Consider the following 18,003-nt stretch of genomic DNA (forward strand, 5'->3'; position numbering starts at 1 on the left):
TTCTAATGCTCCCGGCTTGTCCGGGAGATACTTCCGCTTCTTGCTAGAGATCGTTACTGCAAAAGCAAGAAGCCGAACAATCCACCGGTCGAGCCGGTGGGATTCTGAAAGCTATGGCGGCCTTTGTTGTGTAGCGAGAAACCCAACAATCCACTGGACAAGAAAGTGGGATTCGGTTCGCGCTGTGGTGCAAGCATCGACGCGAAACTGGGCCTTGTGCCCAGTCTTCGCCATGGGATTGGTGCCCTAAAGCTGACGTGCGAGCATGTCCGATTGGGGCTTGCCCCATCGGACACCGCTTTGGTGTTCTAGAAGGTACCGCTCCGCCTTACCAAATTCGTACTCGCTTCTCCGGTGCGATATACATCCTTTGATCAGGCTTGACACCGAAGGCCTCGTAAAACTCATCCATGTTAGACACGATCCCATTGGCACGGTACTGGCTGGGCGAATGCGGGTCAGTCAACAATCGCTTGCGCAGCTCCAAGTCGGTATACTTACGACGCCATACTTGGCTCCAACCCATGAAGAATCGCTGAACTCCCGTCAGTGAATCCACCACCGGTGCCTCTTGGCCATCTAGCGAAAGGATGTACGCGGTATACGCTGAAGACAGACCACCCAAGTCACCGATGTTTTCGCCTAACGTGAGATCTCCGTTCAAAGTCGCATCTGGGAATGGACGATACGCCGCGTACTGTTGTACGAGCAGTTTGGCTCGCTTTTCAAATTCGGCTCGATCTTGCTCGGTCCACCAATTCTGCAAGTTGCCGTAGCCATCGTACTTGCTGCCGCTATCGTCAAAAGCGTGGCTGATTTCGTGCCCGATGACAGCCCCGATCGCGCCGTAATTTACCGCATCGTCTGCCGCCATGTTGAAGAACGGTGGCTGCAAGATCGCTGCCGGGAACACAATCTCATTCATCACTGGATTGTAGTAAGCGTTCACTTGCTGTGGCACCATATGCCATTCGTTGCGATCAATCGGCTGACCAAGTTTCGAAGTTTGATATACATGCTCGAACTCGGCGATGGCCATAATATTGACAACCAAGTTGTCGGACACTATTGTCACCGACGAGTAATCCTTCCAGACATCTGGGTAGCCAATCTTGGTATTGATCAAGGCGAGTTTCTCCAGCGCGCGTTTCTTAGTCCCTTCACCCATCCAATCCAGATTCTGAATACGAATCGCGAAGGCCTTCTTCAGGTTGTCGACCAATTCGCTCATTCTGGTTTTGGCTTCTGGCGAAAACTGCGTCTGAACGTACAACTGCCCAACCGGCATTCCCAACAGACCGTTGCAAGCTTGCACGGCGCGCTTCCACAGTTCTTCTTGCTCGCTGATTCCACTCAATGCGACTTTGTGAAAGCTGAAGTGCAATCGTTCCAGTTTTTCACTCAGCACATCGGCGTATTGGTCCAGAATGTGAAACACCGAGTAAGCCTTCAACGTTTCTAAATCCGTTGCAGCCAAAACGCTTTGTATGCCATCGAAATAACTGGGCTGGCCTACGATGATCTCACCCGTGGTCGGCAGACTGACCGCTTTACTAAACTCCAACCAATGCAGTTCTGGATGCGATTCAGCAAACGCGGCGACATCTACTTTGTTGTAACCTGCGATCGGATCACGAAGTTGAGTGTTCGTCCATTGCACCTTTGCGAGCTCGGTTTCAAAAGACAAGATCTTGCTGGCAAACTCCTGAGCCTTGTTTTCGTAGCCCGCTTCGGTAAGCAACGCGGTCGCATAACTTAAAAACGCCTCACGGGCGGCCTTAAATTGCTCGCTGTCTTCCAAATAATAGTCGCGATCAGGCAGCGTAATCCCAGATTGATTGACGTACGCCGCGTACTGATCTGACTTTTTCGCATCAGGCTCGACGTAAAAATTGAACAGGTTGTCGATCCCGACGCGATTCAATAGGCCAATCGTTCGAATCCAATCCAACTTGGTACTCGCGTTGGCAACTTTCTCCAGCCAGGGTTGCATCGGTTTGATGCCGGCTGCGTTGCGACTGGCGATGTCAATGTACGAAGTGTAAAAATCGCCGACTTGCCGCGCGGGACCCGTCATTTGCGGATCAGCGGCAGCTTGCTCAATCAGCGTCCGCACCTGCCGCTTGGTCTCTTCGTCCAGCGCGGTAAAGGCCCCATAGTTCGAGAGGTCCGCTGGGATCTCGGTTTCCAACAACCACTTTTCATTGACATATTCGTAAAAATCGTCACCTGGACGGAGCGTCGCGGAAATATTCTTGACTTCAATACCAGATAAAACTGCAGTCTCCTGTGCGACCAAGTTAACTGGTGATAACGCTGCAATGAAACTGGCGGCAGACAACAACCACCCAGCTTTCGAACCGCGACTTGCCATACAATCTACTCGATTCTGTTTGAGCCGATAAAATACCATGCTTTGCCTCCTTGTAAGTACCGTGTTGCAATGCCTAAACTGTAACCGATTACGCACGCCTTTCCTATGGTCTGCAAAAAAGCAAACGCCTTGCTGAAGCCGAGTCGACTATGATTCAAAACTCTTCCTGGGCACGTTCTCTCATCGCTGGCAGCATCACCATTTGCTACGGTCTAGCCATTTGCCAAAAAGTCGGCTCGCAAGAAGCCCCGCCTGCCGTCGCCGCGCGCTCGGAACAACTCGCTTCCAAGCTTCTAGCCGATTTGGCCAACGACCAACTTTCTTCCCAGCAAGCGTCGGCTATCTACGCCAGTCTGTACGTTCGCAACTTAACGGAGTTTGCCCAACGCCAGATATTCAAAGTCGAATCGGTAACAAGTGCCAATCATGAATCGCCCCTCAACGAATCAGGCGCCAACGAATCGACCATTGAGCCGATCGCGCCTCGAACAAGCAGCTTGCCAACGACATGGCAGCCAATCGTAGAGAAGGCCAAAGCGAAGGCCGTCGATCCCTCGATGACTCTCTCGCTGGACACACGCTGGCAGAAGGTTCGGGACCGGACACTATTGTCCCAACGACTCAATCGCAGTTCGCCGCTGATCCAAAGCGCTCATTTTTTGATCGAAGCGGATGTCGCCGCTAAAGAACTGACTGAGATTGTCCTGCAATGCGAACTGACTTACAGCTTGTTGCAAAAATTATTCGACCTGCCGCCTTCGCCACAACCGATGTGGGTCCGCGTGGTCCGCAGTCGAGCGGCTTATCTGAAGCTGCTCAAACGCGAAGTCGATCAGATTGGGCTGACCAACGGCTATTTCGACACGACCACCAACAATGTATTCTGCTACTGGGACGACAAAGGCAATACGATTGATTCGCTACGGCACGAGCTAACGCACCAGATCTTGACAAGCCGTTGGACTCAAAGCGTGCGTATCGACTGGTCTCGACAACCGGACTTCTGGGCCTTCGAAGCGATTGCCACGTATATCGAATCGATGCTCCTGCGGCCCGGCGTCGACGAGCTCTGCTGCATGTTGGGCGGATGGGAATCACCGCGACTGCAAGCCGCGCGCTATCGTCGGCTGCACGATTTGACTTGGGTGCCATTTGAAGAATTGCGCAGTGACACCCGAGATCAATTCCAAACCCCAGCGGACATCCAGTTACGTTATAGCCAATCAGCGGGACTTGCTCATTACTTCATGGACACATCCCCATCGACGCGTCGCGCTTTCTCACAGTACTTGCAAAGTGTTCATCGCGGCTCGCCCGATGTTTCTATCTTGGAGATTGCATCCGACTCCCAATTGCGTTCCCGATACGATCAATTCCTGCTCAGTGATCGCAAAGCGTTTCAGCACTATCCGCTACAACCGCCTCGCCGCGATATCGTCTTGAGCCGCACTGAAATCGAAGCGTCCGATTTGGCCAGTTGGCCAGCGTCGCATCGCAGTTTGGATTGGTTTGATGTTTCGTTCACGAAGCTTGATGGCAGTTGGCTCAGCGATGTTCAGCCATGGCAAGCCAAACGTTGGAATTTGGAGAGTACTCAGATCACTGACGAAGACATCGCAAAAGTTGTGCTGGCCTCTGAGCTTCAAGAGTTGGATTTGTCGAATTGCAAGATCACCGACCAAGCGGTCCACACGCTGCTCCCGCTGAAGCAATTGGCCGAACTGTGGCTGACGAATACGGAAGTAACCGATCGTGTCATTCAGGATTTAGTCCAGTTTCCCAGCCTGCGGGCGGTGGACTTGGTGGGCACACAAGTGAGTGTGGAAGGCAAGCGAGAATTGCTTCGTCGCAAGCCGCAGTTGCGAAAGTAGCAGGCACACTCCGTGTGCCGTCCGCGATTTGCATTGTCACGGCTCACGGAGTGAGCCTACTACTCTTTTGTCACGGCCCACGGAGTGAGCCTACTACGTTCGGCCCACGGAGTGAGCCTACTACGTTCGGCCCACGGAGTGAGCCTACTACGTTGCCTCGAAGCGAGCTTCAGCTTAACGCTATCTTAACGCAACCTTCGCGCCTGTTTAACGCGGTCTAAACAGCATCTGCGCTTGCAGCATCTACAGTATGACCCGGTTCGTTTCTGCGAGTTTGACGATTGGGTAAGTTGCCTGTCGGGACACTCGACAACTTCCAGTTCTGGAGTCATCTACATGAAGAAATTTTTGAGCATGGTGGCGCTCGCCACCGCCCTTTTCGCCGGCCAAGCCGTCCAAGCTGATATCATAGCGCAGTGGAATTTCAATTCGAATCCGCCAGATGTTCCTAACAATTTAGCTACAGGCACAACGAATCCGTCCATTGGTACTGGGACAGCAAGTCTAGTTGGTGGAACGACAGCAACATTTGCTTCTGGCTTCGCAAATGGGGGATCGACCGATCCCGCAGGTAGCTTAGACAACACAGGCTGGAACATATCGACGTTTGCTCCACAGGGAACAGGCGACCTCACGCGAGGTGTCCAATTTAACGTTAGCACCGTTGGCTTCCAAGACCTTTCAATTAGCTGGGATCAACGACACAGTAACACAGCACCTCGCCACGTCCAATTTCAATACTCTACGGACGGATTGAGCTGGACGTCTTTCGGCACTCCTTTTGAAGGCACTGCCGGCGACACTTGGTTTAACAACCGTTCTGTCAATCTATCATCCATCAGTGGTGTAGATGACAATCCAGATTTTGGATTTCGCATTGTAGCTTCGTTTGATCCCTCAGCCCCTACTGGGTATGCCGCATCTGCAACGACCTACGCAACAACCGGCACTTGGCGTTTCGACATGGTGACTGTCAACGCAACCGCTATTCCTGAGCCAGGTTCGATGGTGGTTCTGGGCGCGATCAGCTTGGGTGGTCTAGCGGCTCGTCGCTTCCGCAAGAAGTCGCCCAACGAATCCGCAACGGCTTCTTAGTCACCGCGAACCACCTTACGAGTTGTGGTCCTAGTTTTTGGAAGCAACGCTGGCTCTATAACTCACAAGAATCGTCGTATAATAAAGGTCGAGTCGCCGCTCAGGTAACTCGGCCTTTCTTTTTTGGACCTCCAACTTTCTGCGAGTTTGCTTTTCTCCAAACTTGTGCCTTGTCACACAACTCTGAATCAGGTCGGAGTAAAACTTACAGCCGTTCAATAGAATCTCACGCCTAGGCGCGAAGCTCGCAAAGTGGCACGAGGTAGTTTATTCTTTCAATTGAACTTCACTGCCAAGCCAATTAGCCAATCGGCATTAGAAACCAGCTACGCATGGTAGCGTTACGCTCTGCAAAGGCTCTTTCTAGTGGATCGGCCACTTACCGAGAACGAAAGGCGAGCGACAAGAGTCTCACAGACTTGATGGGAATGCCGTGGCTAATCCCAAAATCGAACTGGAACGCAGCACTAGTCTGCGAACAACTGGTTGCTGACGCTGAAGGCGTAGATCCATGTCGCAGCTTCGATGTCGAAGTCGTTGTCGACCGCGACTAACAAGAGTCGTCGATCTTCACCAACTTGCGGACCAAACGCTAAGCCTTCGATCTTGGCTCCCACTTGCTGCAGTTGCAGACCGCAGGCTGGGTCGAGAAAGTCCAAAAACAATTGCTTCTCAACTAGCTTAATCGACGAATCAAGCTTTCCTTTTCGCAATTCTCTTTGCATTGCATACACATCGGTCGCTTGACTGACATCCATCAGGTACAACCGCTTCAACACAGATTTCTCTGCCTTCTTGCTGTCTCGCTCGATGACTAGGAACTGCGTTTCCGAAACGGCTAGCATCTCGCTGGTTGCAAAGTCTTCCGAGTCGAGTGGATAGAGGAACTCGCTGTGCTGCCCCGTTCGTGCATCAATTCGCAAGAGCCGCAAGCAACGACTCAATTCGCTCGCATCTCCGTCCGCTTGCAGGTCTTGCAGCAGCGGCTTTTGCATGAGCGCGTAAATGTGACCGGCCTTGGTTATTGCGAGACTCTCAAAGCCACCGTTGGGCTGTCGCCCCACTTTGTTTTGCTTGGCTTCAACCTTCGGATCATTATCCGGCTTTTTGATCTGATACCATTTTGGAATTTCGTATCGCTCGATCAACTCACCCTTCTGCGAAAACTTCGCAATGGCGGGTTCATACTCTTCTGATATCAACATCTGTTTGTCACCCAACAGACGTATGCCTTCTGGGTCGAACCGCATAGCACCCGACTGCGGTTGGACTGCGCCAACGATCGATTGTCCATTTTCGGTCAAGCCCAGTGTGTCCAGCAGATTGAACTGCAGGCTCTTACTCGACTTGTCCAATTTCAGCTCAACGCGATGGAACCTGCACGCATACTCACACGCTCCGTCCAACGGTCCGCGGTCTGGCAGCAACAAGTATTCGTCGCCTCCAGCCCACTCCAATGCAGAAAGCCCACCAAATAGATTGTGTGGCAGCCCTTGCCCAATTTCTTGGGTATCTGCCCACAAGTCACGTCGATCGCCGGAGATCTCCAAAGCCGCTTCAAATTGCACCAGCGGTTGCTCACCGTGGACCTGATTCGTAACTGCTACAGGAAGCAACAGCGAACTTAACAAAGCATGCTTGGCAATATGATAAAACGACATAACTTGGATTCGCTATCGATTAGCAGGACATTGAACTTTACGAGGCATGCACGATCGCTCAGTTAGTTTGCATGCAGCGGATTTTTGCCGTTCTTAAACCGATCATATTCCGCTCGCGTGCAAAGCACGGCTAACGCATGGCCGTCGATGTTTTTGTTCATAAAGTGGACTGAGCCATCACCCAACAGGACCATCGCCCCCGCGGGATGAAACGCGTAAATTTCGCTATCGTTGCTGCAGTTTACGAAGCATGTCCCTTCCGGTACCAGCGTAACTTTGCCACTGCCACTGGTATCATTGGTTTGACCCTTTCGATTGGTGCCATCAATGCTAAAGCCATTATCGATATCAGCCCATCCCCAACCATCGGCAACCCAAGTAGTATTCGCAACAATGCCTCCCTTAGGATTGATACCTGCACGACCATCGATGTACAGACCAGGTCGCCCGGCGATTTCGGCAATAAAGATCGTGTTGGAAAGCCCGTCAAGGATTTCTGCAGCGGATACTCCATTAGGACCACGCCCCATGGCACCTAACTTTTCTTTCATATTGATGCTCGGCATTCCTGAAGCGACCCAAACCGAGTTGCGAACTGCATTGACCGCACCGTAATCACAATAACCGTAGATATGTTGACCGCCGGTGATGCCGCGGGCCGTGTATAAAGGAAGCGACGGAACTTCGCGCTGGGTTGGCGTGGAAGGGCAGCGAAAGATTGGAATATCCTGAGTGGTTGCTTCCAAGTTCGACGGATGCCACCAATTCGCTTGGCGGTTGTAAATATTATAAGTGGCGGACTGTTCGAAGAATGGCAACACCATCGATTGCCAACCTACTTGAAACGTCGGGCTATTCTGGTTGATTCGGCTAGGTGGAAATACACGATGCGTGCCTTCATAACCTAAGAGAGCAACGCCGACTTGTCTTAGGTTACTGCGGCAATTGGCGGCCCGCGCAGACTCTCTTGCGTTCTGCACCGCAGGCAACATGAGCCCTGCCAGGATTCCAATAATGATGATCACCACCAACAATTCGACCAGCGTGAAACCAGCCCGCTTCTTCTGTTGACTCATACCCCGTGCCCTTGATTAGTTTGACTAGAAATCGGCATCCCAGAAAGGACCGAATCGGTACATTCCTCTGATCACACTTGAGGCTGCATTATTGGCCAACAGATGATTTGCGATTAGTGCAAACCAAAAGAAGAATTGGAGAAGATAAGGTTAAGGAAACTTAAACTACTGCTCAATGGCGTTTCAATAGCGTTACGAAGTCAACGACTTTTTTGCGGCCTCGAACCGCTCATTCAGTGTCATACCCATTGGCAATTCAATCAATTGGTCACTTGGCCCCAGATGCACCTCAAACTCAGTGCTATCGCGGCTGCTGTCACATGTAAATCGAATCTGCCAACTCAGGTTCATCAGCTTGCCTGAAAAACTGAGCGGCGATCGCGGTGCAGTCCAAGTAACCAGTTCCTTGCCGCTGGCCTCGGTAGAAGTCCAAGAATGCTCAAGGGCCGTTTCCCAATCCTCGTCGCCTTTGCCATGCGTGTACCAACCAAGGGTAGCCGAAAAACTGCGAGCCGCTGCTTTGTCGAACATCCATGCCGCCGTCCACTGCAATACTTGGCCAGGCTTGGCATGGGCACTTGAACATTCAATCGACAGTAGGGCCATACGACTATCCAAATCTTCCGGTGATGTAATCCTCGGTCTCTTTTAGCTGAGGTTTAGTAAATATTGTCGCGGTTTTCCCATACTCAATCAACCGTCCTAAATACATAAAAGCCGTATAGTCACTAATCCGACTGGCCTGCTGCATGTTGTGTGTCACGATCAGAACCGAGTACTCTCCCCGTAGCTCATTGATCAAAGTTTCAATTTTGCCGGTGGCCAGAGGGTCCAGGGCGGAGCAGGGCTCGTCCAACAGCAGTACCTCAGGATCGCTCGCGATGGCTCGGGCAATGCACAAACGTTGCTGCTGACCGCCGGACAGCCCCAAGCCGCTGTCGTTCAAACGATCGCGGACTTCATCCCAGAGCGCTGCCCCTCGCAAACTTTTTTCGCAGATATCTGATAGCTTCTTCTTGTTCCTTTCGCCGTCAATCCGCAATGGATACACCACGTTCTCAAAAATACTCATCGGGAAAGGATTTGGTTTCTGAAACACCATCCCCATGCGTTTGCGCAATTCAATCACGTCGACGCCGGGCGAAAAAATCGAATCGCCAGAGAGTACCATGTCGCCTTCGATTCGCACGGTTCCCAATAGATCATTCATGCGGTTGACACTGCGGAGAAGCGTCGATTTTCCGCATCCGCTGGGGCCAATGAGTGCCGTGACTTTACCGCGCGGAATTCCCATGCTGATGCGGTGCAAAGCTTGTTTGCGACCATACCACAAACTGAACTCGCGAATGTCCAAGATCAAATCTTCCCCGCGCACATCCGAGTGGATCGCCGATTCGATCTCTTCGCCTTCTGCTATTGCTTTCAGTCGGTCCACAAATACTCGCTACTTCGTAAAAGTTAAAATTGCACGCCTTGAAAACGTTTTCGCAAACGAGTACGCAGGATAATCGCGACGAGGTTCAAGAGCAACACAATCAATATTAAGAGTAATGTTGTCGTAAACACCATCGGCTTAGCCGCTTCACTGTTTTGCCCTTGGAAACCCAAGGCGTAAATCTGAAAACCCAGGTGCATAAAGCTACGCGAGCCGTGAAAGAAAGGGAACTCGCCATCCAACGGCAATTCAACCGCCAGCGGCAAAGCTCCGACTAACATCATCGGCGCTACTTCGCCAGCTCCACGTGCCATAGCCAAGATCGCGCCGGTCATAATGCCTGGTCGCGCGTGAGGCAGCACAATCCGCTGGATCGTTTGCCACTTCCCGGCACCACAAGCGTACGAGCCTTCACGTAGGGAATTAGGTACGGCGGCTAAGGCCTCTTCGGTCGCAACGATTACCACGGGTAGCGTTAACAATGCCAAAGTCAGCGACGCCCAAATCACTCCTCCTTTGCCAAAGGTCGGATTGGGCAAACTCGCTTGATAAAATCCATCGAAAAAAGGCGACTTGGCAATCAGCATGACAAACCCAATCATCGCGGTGATCCAAACAAGTCCCGCAGCCGATCGACCAAACCGACGCCATGGGCCCATCGCCATGGGTGAGCCCGAACAATAAAAGCTCAAAAAGAAGGCCGTCACGGCGATCACGGCCACCAAAGCTAGTATCAAATACCACTGCACCGGAGGCCAAACCGCAATCCCAGCGCGATTAGGTCCACCGTCAATATAGCCACCGACGATGTAGCAGAAGAACGCCAGTCCAAACACGCCGTAAACAACACTGGGAACACCTGCCAAATTGTTAATGGCTATTCGCAGAATACCAACCGTGAAGCCATTGGTCGCATACTCTCGCAAGTACAAAGCGGCTAGCACTCCAAATGGGACCACAAACAAGGCCATGATCATAGTCATGACAATCGTCCCCCATATCGCTGGGAAAAAGCCGCCTTCCATGCCGGCCTCTCGCGGACGGGACGTCAAAAACTCACCCCAGCGACTTCCCAAAACGCCGACCTTCTGCAACCACGACAACTGATTTGGCTTGTACGCTCGCACAATCTCAGCGACTTCAATCTCCGACTTCTGCAAGGTCCCTTGAGTCCACTGATCTGCCAACTTGCTCACCACGTGAATCTGCGATCCACCTTCCGCCGCTTCCGTCACCCACCACGTTTCCGAGCCAATCTTGCGCGTCCCCGCTGTCTCCACCAGTTGCTGCGCATACTCCGGTGTAATATCTTGTGCAGAAACAATCCGAGAAGCGTTAAAGCGAATCTTTGCCGATCGCATCTCCGATTCAACGTCCGCAATTTGACTATTGAGTTTAAGCTGCTTGACCGACGTATCCATCAAGACTTCGCGGTAGTGCTTAATTGCTTGCTGGCATTTTTCTGGTAAGTCGGCAAGCAACGCAAACGCTTCTTCGTTCGCTTGTTCCATCTGCTGAATTTGCGATTGAATATCGCTGGTCATCAGAGCAAAAAGTCGTTGCAACATTTCGCGCTGCGACGCGGTCAGTTCTTTAACTTCCAACATGGTATCGAATGCAGTAATCTGATCGGCCAACTGCGATTTCGCAATACTGACGGTCGTCCAATCGCTCTCCAACTCCGTGACTCGATCCAGGAACGCTCCTTTAAAATCAATCTCCACCTGCCTCAACTCCAGCCGAGCGTCTTTCAACTTCTCGTCGTTGGCGGCCAGTTCCTCCTGCAACTGCTCCGACATCCGGCTCAAACCAACAATTGACCCACGCGCGGTTTGAAATGCATGTTCAATCGAAGCATACGTCTTTGATACCAACCGCAAAGACTCTGCAGTAGTGGGAATGATATCGCTGACCAACCGCTGCCACTGCCCGTCCTCCATTAGCACTTCCCAATGTTCATCGGGTTGCAAAGGCGAACCGTCTAATACTTTTCTGAAATACTCTGTCGCGATCGATTGCCGCGAACCGCGCAGCTTATCCCTAATCGCATCTGCCTGCTCTTCGGACAATTCGATTTCTTCGTTGGAATAAGCCGCCAGGACTTCCAACAGTTCATAGCCGGCGACCAGTTGTCGATAATCAGGTTGACTGCTCGCTTCAAAATGCTCTTCCAATTGACTGGGCCAACCATAAAAACGACCGTGGTGCAGTCGTTCCACCACCCACACATTGTCTGGATAGAATGGAGTATCTGAAGATTGCTCAAACTCATTTAAGTAATCAAAATGCTGGCCTGATAGATCGAAGTTTCCGACGCGCAGGTAAGTCCGCTTAGCCATGGCAGTACGCTCATCGCCCAATCGCGCTGTGGCGATCTTTCTTGCAGATTCACTCAATGAATTGAGTTGCGAAGATTCGTACTGAAAGGACTCGACCGCTTGCGGTTCCCCGGCCACGATGCCGCCGCCGTGGACGGGATATACCTCAAATGGAACGGGCCAAAAGGTCAGCATGCCTCGGTAAAAAATAAAGGATAACAGAATCACGATCATGCCAATCGCAACTACGAGCATCCCGCCGGTCAGCCACACAAACGACTCGCCACGAGCAAGCACACTGAGCCCCGATTGAACGGTCCGATGTGGTCTCGCTTTGGCTTCCGGTGCAGATCTTGGTTCTGTCATTTCTACGCCGACTGCAGTTTGGCTCATAACTGAAATGACCTCTTGCGAAATCTCATCCGCACAAACTCGGCAAGTGTGTTGGCTACGAGAGTAAAGCAAAACAATAAGAACGCTGCCAAAAACAAAGTATGAAAATGCGTCGACGCTCGCGCTGCCTCCGGTAACTCCGTTGCTAACGTCGCAGATAGCGTGCGATAACCATTGAAGGGATTGATATCCATTACCGGTGTATTGCCAGCAGCCATCAATACCACCATGGTCTCACCCACCGCTCGCCCAAAACCGATCATGATCCCACCAAAAAGTCCACTCATTGCCGTCGGCAGCACAATTCGAGTCGTGGTCTGCCACGGTGTAGCACCGCAACCTAGCGACGCGGATCGCAAGTGCTGTGGAACCGCTTGCAACGCATCTTCGGCAATCGTGTATATGATTGGGATGATCGCAAACCCAAGCACCGCGCCGACCAACAACGCGTTACGCTCTTGATAGCTACCGTAGATGCTACCGCGTGGATCAAAACCCAACCCCGTCAGGATAGCGGCCAACAGAGTCGCAATCACGACCATCGCTGCGCATACTCCCAAATATCTCACTACCATCAATGCCGCAAAAGGTTTCGCTGTCCACTTCGCTGCAATCGGACGTAGTAGCGAGGTACCGACCGACGCTGATAGATACGCCACACTCACCATGACGATCGGCATCAGCAACAAAAACCAGCCCGGCCAAGCACTGCTGCTGCCTCGCTGATCAAGCCAACTGATCAGCGTCCCTTTAAACAAAAACGATTCGAGTGGACCGGCCATCCACCAAGCGGCCATCACGCCCAGCGGCACCACAAACAGCAAGATCAACGTCCGAAATTGCTCTAACCGCAGGTAAACTTGCTGCGGCAGTAACAACCACAAGTTGCCCACTAAGCCCAACGTGAAAATCAACGTAAAGAATGATAGCAAGATTGCGAACAAATTATCACGGAACAGACTGGCCAACACCAAAGCGGCAATAAAACCCAACACGACACTTGGGATGCCCGCCATCAATTCAATCGCCGGCTTCACTCGCAAGCGAACGCTGCGACTCAAAAATTCACTGCTATAAACTGCAGCCATCAACGCGAGCGGCACCGCGATCAACAATGAGTAGAAGGTCGCTTTCAAAGTACCAAAAATCAAGGGCCTCATGCTAAGCTTTGGCTCGGCATCCACACCCGCTGAGGTACTTTGCCAAATCGAAACCGGCTGGCTGTAGCCTTCGTACCACATTGGCAGAAAAAATGATTTGATGGACGCTTCGGGATAGGCGACATCCAAATCAAACAAGTGCAGCTTGCCTTGAGCATACACACCTACGCGATCCTGTTTGGCGGATATCCAAATCTCCTGGGCATTTTCTACCTCTAGCTTTTCAGTCAACAAGACCGCGTCATTGGGAACATAACCCAACGTCAGTTTCGAGTTGCGATCAAGCGCCGCAAAGATTCTCGAACCGGGCGATGTCCCCAGCAAAGCGATACTCTCATCGCTCAGGGAAAATCGATGCGCCGCCACGTAAGCTTCTTGCTTACTGCCATCCGAGTTCGCCACTTCAGCCAGAAAGCTCGCGGTCACTACGCCACCAGCGCTGCCTATCAACAACGTGTTGTCTCCAAGCAACGCCGTCGAGGCAGTTACTGCCGCAGAACTGCGAGCGTCGCTAGTCAAAGGCGAGGGTGCCATCTCAATCAGTTCCGGCCCATTGGCACCAAGACGCCACTTGGCCAAGCGTCCATCTTGCAAACAAAGCGTTGCCAATGTGCCTTGCTGATGGACCATCGCGCTGGCCACTTGGTCAGCCGCGCTCGCTTCACCAAACGCCGTTTCCTGCGAAGCCCAACTCAGCGCCGACGCACCACTGAATTGATTCACTTTCCTTTCCAACTTACCAGCCGCGATTCCAGTCGAACCAATCGCAACAAAAAGCGTTTCGGTGGATTGATCAAAACTGCTGAGCGTTCGCGGTGGCAACGCAGCCAAATGCGTCACGGCCGATCGATCGGCGAAAACCACCTGCGCGTCCGAAAAATTTACCTTTTGCAATAACTGTCGCCGCACCAGTTGGCCAGCCAGTTTGCGATACACCGCGTCGGCAGATACGAATACTTCGCCGACATTCGATCGAGCAACAAACTGCTCGACTTCGTCAGGCAACTCATCGGCCTTTACGAACGTTGTTTCGAACTTCAGCTCGATGCACTTGATGGTGCCATCAGCAAAGCCCAACAATATTTGCCCTCCTGAACGATCGCGGAAGCTGCAAGTCACTGCTGCAGATTCGTCGACCGAAAGCTCATTGGGAAACAAAGCTAACTGGACATTGTTATGCACCGCTTTAGCCAAAACATCGCCGGCACTGCTGAGGAACCAAGCGACCTCAGCAAACTCATCGACCCCGCAGTGCAGAATTGTACCTCGTAAGCCATCTTCGCCGCTCTCGACATTCAATTGGCCTGTTGCGGCAGATTCAATCGTCGGCACAGATGAGGTCGCTGTTAGCACGACCGGTACTGGATTCAGTTTTGTCTTCCGAAAGAGCGGCAAGACGTTAGAAAACAGAACAAAAACAACCAGCAGCACGGCACCAATTGTTGCCAAACCGCCAATTGTAATGACTTGCCGAGCAATACGGTCGGACGCTGCCACCTTCCATGACGTGGACAGCTCGCGACGCTTTCTTTCAGTTGTGGTTGCCTTCACAGCAGGATACTCAATAGTTCGCTTACGTGATTCCCTGCAAGAAGCTCACGCGATCTTCTTGCCACTAGCATCCGTGCAAGCCACACTCATCTTGCTTATTTCAAGCCCACAGAAGCGAGCACTTTGGCCGCCGTTTGCGCATCGACAGGAAAGTAGCCATCGTCAATGACAATCTGCTGACCTTGCTTGCTGTAGATAAACTTGATGAACTCCGCTCGCAATGGCTCCATCTTCGTATTGGGCTTATGATTTACTGCCAAGAACAAGTACCGCGCCAGCGGATACTCGCCGCTGTAAGCATTTTCGACGGTCGGAGCGATCGCCTTGCCACCATCGATTTTTGAGAGCGGCACCGCTTTGACCGCCGCTGTCTTGTAGCCCAAGCCGCTGTACCCGATCGCAAACTTATTCTCGCCCACCGATTGCACCACGGTGGCGCTGCCCGCCTGCTCGTTGACGGTCTGAGTGAAATCGCCTTTGCCCAGCGCGACCTCTTTAAAGTAGCCGTAAGTGCCAGAGGCCGCGTTTCGGCCGAACAAGCTGATCCTGGCATCTTTGAAGTCACCTGTCAGCCCCACGTCTCCCCAAGTTGCAATTGCTTTGCTACCACCCAGTTTCCTAGTACTGGAAAAAATCGCGTCCACTTGCTGCAGTGACATCGATTCAATCGGGTTATCAAGATGAACGTAGATACCTAACAAATCGATGCTGGTTGGCAGCAGCGTCGGCTTGTAGCCAAACTTCTTTTCGAAGTCGCCGATCTCGCTGTCCTTAGGATCGCGGCTCATGGGCCCAAACGACGACGCACCTTCGATCAACGCTGGCATCGCGGTCGATGAACCTTGCCCTTCGACTTCCGCTCGCACCCCTTTGTAATACTCGCGGAACTTTTCAGTCCACTTTTGCAAAAGGTTGTTCATCGAATCCGAACCAACCGTTTTTAGTTGCCCGGAGACGCCAATAGTTGGTTTGTAAACCGGCAATTTCGGGTCCAGTTGCACTTGCCCCATCAACGGGCCAGACAAGAATATCGTCGCTGCCGATAGCAACAGTTTGCGAATCATAAAGGAATCTCACCTTGTTGAAACGTTCCGAACAGGGCAGCCTGTCTGCTACCCATCGCGAGAATTGCATGCTACGAAACATGCATTGTATTTCTCAACCTGTTATGGCTGACATTGTTCTTGGCCCAGGCCCGTTTGGCCATGGGAGAAAAGTTAAGGTTGTGTTAAGAAAGCACCAGCGGCCAGCCGCAATACGGAATATCTGCCGTTTTGAACAGTTTTTACTAGTTACACGCCACGATATTCTTTGACCCTGCGCACGAAAATAGCCTCCTATTCGCTTGGGATTTGCGATATCTGCACATCGTTATCTAGCTTTTTGCCTGGCCGCGAACGCCCTTGCTCAATCACGAAATTCAACTCAGCCAGCATCGCTCGGACCACCTCCGGCTGAACGACAGCGACATTCCTGGACTCGGCCGGGTCAGCTTCTAAATCATACAATTGCAACCCCGGCAACCCTTTGGCTTGAGCAGTGCCCGGACGCGGCTCGCTCCAACCGCCCGAATCGCCACATGCACACAACTTCCATCGGCCGCGAGTTATCGCAAACGAACCATTGATCGAATGGCACACCAACGATTCTCTAAGTTCCGCAGACGACTCGAGCCCCATCGCCTGAGCAAACGATATGCTGTCGGGCCCAGCGTCCTGAGCTACCTCCAATTGCAGACAATCTGCCAAGGTTGCCAGGGTGTCATTCAATCCAATTAAAGTGTCGGTAACTTGGCCAGATGCTATGCGAGCAGGCCAGAGCACCACCATCGGCACTCGATGCCCCCCCTCGAAGATATCCGCCTTCGTCCCGCGATAGATAAAACTTGGATTATGACCAAACTCAGCCAACCGGGCATAATCGGCTTCCGGCGAACAACCGTTGTCGCTGGTCACAATCACCAGCGTGTTGTCCGCGATCTGCAATTCCTGAAGGCACTGCATCAGCCTCCCAACGGCGGCATCGGTCTCCATCACAAAATCCGCGTAAGCGTTCACGTGACTTCTACCAACCCATTCCCGACTGGGAACAATGGGAGTATGCGGCGACGCGAACGGTATGTACGCAAAAAAGGGCTGCTGCTTGGCTTCTGACTGCGTCCTGATCCACTGGATCGCAACATCCGTAATCGTTGGCAAGACATCCACCGCATCAAATTCGGACGAAGCTGGACCGCGACGCGTACGCCGCTGGGGTTTGTCAATCGACATGGGAAAATCAGCGTCACGGTCCGGCAGCGACACGACTCGATCTTGATCAATGAAGCTGTAGGGAATCATGTCCAATGAAGCGCTGATCCCGAAGAAGCGGTCAAAGCCATGTTGTAAAGGCCCGTTGGCAATCGGCTGTTGATAATCAATCAACCAACCATCGCTGCCCTCTTCGATTTTGTCCGTGAACGCGCCATCGTCGTTTCGAGCCCAACTCATGCCCAAATGCCATTTTCCAAAACACCCCGTGCGATAACCAGCTTGTCGCAACATTTCGGCCACCGTCAACTGAGTATCCGAAATGAGCGGCGGACTTGCTCCACCCAATACTCCTTGTTGCAATCGTGTTCTCCAGCAGTACCTGCCTGTCAGCAAACCATAGCGCGTCGGCGTGCAAACCGATGAGGGAGAATGGGCATTGGTGAAGCGAATCCCTTTTGCAGCTAGTCCATCGATATGCGGCGTAGCAATCTTTGAATCGGGATTAAAGCATCGGACATCACCAATCCCCAAATCGTCACACAATATCAGAATTATATTGGGACGATCCATCGCCCAAAGCTGACTGGTTGCCAACACCTGACAGGCCAAAAAAACGATAATACCAATGGTTTTCATTAGATCGATCCTCGTGGTCAATGCCGAAACACTCTAGGAGAAGCTTTCACAAGATCCACTACGGTCCAAGGCTTCGACGGCGGGGGGAACATCCGGTAACGCCTCCATCATGGTCGTTGGACAAAGCGGCGTAAAGTAGAGACTGCAAGACAAACCCAAGACGACCAACTAGACTATCAAA

11 protein-coding genes are annotated in these 18,003 nt (G+C 52.1%); 2 read left to right on the forward strand and 9 right to left on the reverse strand.

Going from position 1 to position 18,003, the window contains the following annotated elements; translation table 11 throughout:
- Window positions 1-328 precede the first annotated feature (328 nt).
- Entirely contained in the window at window positions 329-2,413 is a 2,085-nt protein-coding gene (locus tag SH302x_RS23610; protein ID WP_479365322.1) for a M13 family metallopeptidase, read from the reverse strand.
- A gap of 110 nt (window positions 2,414-2,523) precedes the next feature.
- Here SH302x_RS23610 and SH302x_RS23615 point away from each other — a divergent pair, with 110 nt between their 5' ends.
- Window positions 2,524-4,245, forward strand: a complete 1,722-nt coding sequence (locus SH302x_RS23615; protein ID WP_479365323.1) for a hypothetical protein — start codon at window positions 2,524-2,526, stop codon at window positions 4,243-4,245.
- A 336-nt stretch (window positions 4,246-4,581) separates the two neighbouring features.
- Window positions 4,582-5,340 (forward strand): hypothetical protein, encoded by a 759-nt coding sequence (locus SH302x_RS23620; protein ID WP_479365324.1) that lies wholly within the window; start codon window positions 4,582-4,584, stop codon window positions 5,338-5,340.
- A 467-nt stretch (window positions 5,341-5,807) separates the two neighbouring features.
- Here the strand turns inward: SH302x_RS23620 and SH302x_RS23625 are convergent, their stop codons facing one another.
- The 8 genes from SH302x_RS23625 to SH302x_RS23660 form a co-directional block, all read right to left on the reverse strand.
- On the reverse strand, window positions 5,808-7,001 hold the full coding sequence (locus tag SH302x_RS23625) for an esterase-like activity of phytase family protein (RefSeq protein ID WP_479365325.1): 1,194 nt from the start codon (window positions 6,999-7,001) through the stop codon (window positions 5,808-5,810).
- Between the two features lie 62 nt (window positions 7,002-7,063).
- Complete coding sequence (locus SH302x_RS23630; RefSeq protein ID WP_479365326.1) at window positions 7,064-8,077, reverse strand: DUF1559 domain-containing protein; 1,014 nt, start codon at window positions 8,075-8,077, stop codon at window positions 7,064-7,066.
- A gap of 192 nt (window positions 8,078-8,269) precedes the next feature.
- Window positions 8,270-8,683, reverse strand: coding sequence for a hypothetical protein (locus SH302x_RS23635; protein ID WP_479365328.1), 414 nt, complete (start codon window positions 8,681-8,683; stop codon window positions 8,270-8,272).
- A 4-nt stretch (window positions 8,684-8,687) separates the two neighbouring features.
- Entirely contained in the window at window positions 8,688-9,512 is an 825-nt protein-coding gene (gene pstB / locus SH302x_RS23640; RefSeq protein ID WP_479365329.1) for a phosphate ABC transporter ATP-binding protein PstB, read from the reverse strand.
- Window positions 9,513-9,535: 23 nt separating this feature from the next.
- Window positions 9,536-12,223, reverse strand: coding sequence for a phosphate ABC transporter permease PstA (locus SH302x_RS23645; protein ID WP_479365331.1), 2,688 nt, complete (start codon window positions 12,221-12,223; stop codon window positions 9,536-9,538).
- A complete protein-coding gene (locus SH302x_RS23650) occupies window positions 12,220-14,934 on the reverse strand; it encodes an ABC transporter permease subunit (protein WP_479365332.1) in 2,715 nt (904 codons plus the stop codon). The genes SH302x_RS23645 and SH302x_RS23650 overlap by 4 nt, the downstream gene beginning before the upstream one ends.
- Before the next feature lie 95 nt (window positions 14,935-15,029).
- Entirely contained in the window at window positions 15,030-15,998 is a 969-nt protein-coding gene (locus SH302x_RS23655) for a PstS family phosphate ABC transporter substrate-binding protein (protein ID WP_479365333.1), read from the reverse strand.
- 273 nt (window positions 15,999-16,271) lie between these two features.
- On the reverse strand, window positions 16,272-17,822 hold the full coding sequence (locus SH302x_RS23660) for a sulfatase family protein (protein WP_479365335.1): 1,551 nt from the start codon (window positions 17,820-17,822) through the stop codon (window positions 16,272-16,274).
- Window positions 17,823-18,003 lie beyond the last annotated feature (181 nt).

The organism is Njordella calcicola (assembly GCF_056494125.1).